General features: G+C 69.6%; 2 protein-coding genes and 1 pseudogene. All 3 read left to right on the forward strand.

Annotated elements, in window-relative coordinates; translation table 11 throughout:
• On the forward strand, positions 1-349 hold a 349-nt coding region (locus WAX14_RS11875; protein ID WP_422628265.1), incomplete at its 5' end, for a DUF2397 family protein.
• Entirely contained in the window at positions 328-1479 is a 1152-nt protein-coding gene (locus tag WAX14_RS11880; protein WP_422628266.1) for a DUF2398 family protein, read from the forward strand. The genes WAX14_RS11875 and WAX14_RS11880, both read left to right, overlap by 22 nt.
• Positions 1476-2944: pseudogene (locus WAX14_RS11885) on the forward strand (hypothetical protein); the annotation flags it as partial. The gene WAX14_RS11880 and the pseudogene WAX14_RS11885, both read left to right, overlap by 4 nt.

Below are 2944 nucleotides of genomic sequence, written 5' to 3' on the forward strand. Positions count from 1 at the left end.
GCGCGTACCGGACCCGACGCCGGACCGGAAGCGAATCACCGCCCTCGCCCGGGCCGATGCCGACGCACGCCGCGCTGCCGCCGCCGAACTCGCCGCCGCCGGCGACCTGAACGGTACGACCGTCTCCGCCACCGCGCGTGAACTCCTGCTGGACCGGCTCGCGGCGCTGCTCGCGCAGCACCGCACCCTGGACACCGCGGTACGCATCCACGACAGCGACCTCGGGTTGTGCCTGCATGCCGCGCCCGGGTCGGACACCGTGGTGCACGGCCCGGACGGAGATCTGACGGTGCACGGGGTCCTACTGCGGGCAACGATCGTGGATTCATGGCAGGTGAGCGCACGGTGACGACCGGTACCGGAACTGCCGCGCAGGACGCGGCGGGACGACGTGATGCGGCCCGCGCCCTGTTGCAGCAACCGATCCTCACCGTCGGACGCGACCCGGACACCCTGGCACTGGTCCGCAGGCATGCCACCGCACTGCGCACAATGTTCACGACGCACCTCGGCTACACCCTCGTCGTGGAGTCGACGTTCGCACGTCTGGTCAAGGCCGCCCCGGCCGCGGCGTCACCGCCGCGTCCGCTGCTGCGCGACGGCGGCGAACCGTTCGGCGCTACAACCTATGCGCATCTCGCGCTGGTGTGCGCGGCGCTGCTCGCTCCGGGCATCGGCGAGCACGTACTCATCTCGGCCCTGGCGGACCAGGTGCGCGCGGACGCGACCGCACTCGGGATCGCCGGGTCCGATCCGGTCGCGGACCGGCGGCAGTTGGTGGCCGCGCTGCGGGTGCTGCAGGACTGGGGTGTGGTGATCGACGATGCCGGAGTCGTCGAGGGCCGGGCCACCGGTGACCGCGACGACGGGGTGGTGGACGTGCACCGTCCGCTCCTGAACCAAGTGTTCGCGCCGACACCGGCGGACCCGCCGAGTGCGCAGGTTGCGGCGCGGGTGCGCCTGTACCGCAGGCTCGTCGAGGACCCGGTCGTCGCCCGCGACGACCTCGACCCGGACGAACTCGACGAGTTGCACCGCGACCGGGTCGGATTGGCGCACCGACTCGACGAGGACTTCGGTCTCACCCTCGAGGTTCGCACCGAAGGCGCACTCGCCTACGACGCGGACGGCACCCTCACCGATCTACCGTTCCCCGGAGCAGGAACCTTGAAACAAGCCGCATTGCTCCTCATTTCAACACTTCTCGAAGACCATGAGCCGACCCGGGGCGCGACCCTGCGCATCCCCGCCGACGCGGTGGACGCGGCCATCGGGAATCTGGTGTCCACCCACGCGCAGAGCTGGCGAACACGGTACGTGCGCGACCCGGACACCTTGCGCCACGAGATCACCGAACTGCTGATCGGTTTGCAGCTCGCCCACACCGACGGCGACGAACTCGTGTTGTACGCCCCGGCTGCCCGCTACCGGCCCACCGCCACCGAAAGACCCACCGCCACCGAAAGACCCGTGCTATGACATCTCTCCCGCCCGAAGGGCAGGAGATTCCCGGCTCAGACCGCAACCGCACCACCCCGGAAGAGGTGATCCGCATGACCCGAACCTCGGACTCGATCGTTTCGGCCCATCGCGACCGACGGTGGCGACTCTCCCGCGCCGGCATCGTCAACGTCTGGCACTATCTGGACACCGAATTCACACTGTCGGGCGGTCGGCTGATCCTGCGCGGCACCAACGGCTCCGGCAAGTCCCGCGCACTCGAGATGCTACTGCCGTATCTACTCGACGGCGACCGCAAACGCATGGACGCAACCGGTGCGGGCAAGGTGAACCTCGACGAACTGATGCGCATCGGCGCCGTCGACCAAGACAACCGAGTCGGCTATCTGTGGCTTGAACTTTCCTGCCCCGAAGGATATTTCACGATCGGCGCGCATATCCGCTACAGTGCCGCCGCGCACCGCAGCGAGGTGCACTTCTTCACCACCGGGCTGCGCGTCGGCCACGACCTGACGTTGGTGGACGAACATCGGATGCCGCTTTCACGCGACGACCTGATCGCCGCAGTCGGCGCCGACCGGGTCACCCGCAGCTCCGAGGAACACCGCGACACGGTCCGCGCCGATGTGTTCGGCCTGCGCGGCGAATCCGGACGCGACCGGTACGCCGGGCTGCTGCAACTGCTGCACACACTGCGCTCCCCCGATGTCGGCAACCGCATCGACGAGGGACGCCTGCCGCAGATCCTGTCCGACGCATTACCGCCGCTGAGCGAGAACCTGCTCACCACCGCCGGCGACCGACTCGACGGTCTCGCCGACACACGCAGCACCCAGGAACATCTCGAGAAGTCCCAGGAACACCTCGCCCGGTTCCACCGCGTGTACCGCCGCTACGCGACAGACGTGCTACGCGAGGCCGCCGACGTCGCGATTCGAGCAGCCGGACGAGTGTCGGCGACGATCACCGAACTCGCCGACGCCGACGCCGACACCGCCGACCTGGAAGCGCAATCCGCCGCGGCCGATACCCGACTGCGCGAACGTCTCGACCAACTCGACGAGCTCGAGCGCGCCGTACGCGGGCTCGAGTCGCGCCCACTGTTCCGTGACGCGGACGATCTCGCACAGCGCCGCGCGGCCGTCACCGCCCTCGCCGACGCCGCGGAGCAGGCACTCGACAGTGCCGAGCTGACCCGGCGCCACGAACAGGTCGACGCCGACATCGCGACAGAACACGCCGACGAGCTCACCGCCGCGGTGTCCCGGACCGCCGAACTACTGGCAGGCACGAAGGCACAACTGGCCGCGGCCTCGATGCCGCACATCACATTGCCGACCGAACTGCTGCTGCACACCGACACCGCGCCCCTGCACATGGAACCGGTCCGCACCGGCCGCGACGCCACGCCGACCGCGCAGGCGCGGCCCACGGTCGCGCACCTGAGGTTGCGCCCCGACGATCTCACGGCCGCCCACGACGC

Source organism: Rhodococcus sp. (in: high G+C Gram-positive bacteria), assembly GCF_049299235.1.
Classification (GTDB): domain Bacteria; phylum Actinomycetota; class Actinomycetes; order Mycobacteriales; family Mycobacteriaceae; genus Rhodococcus.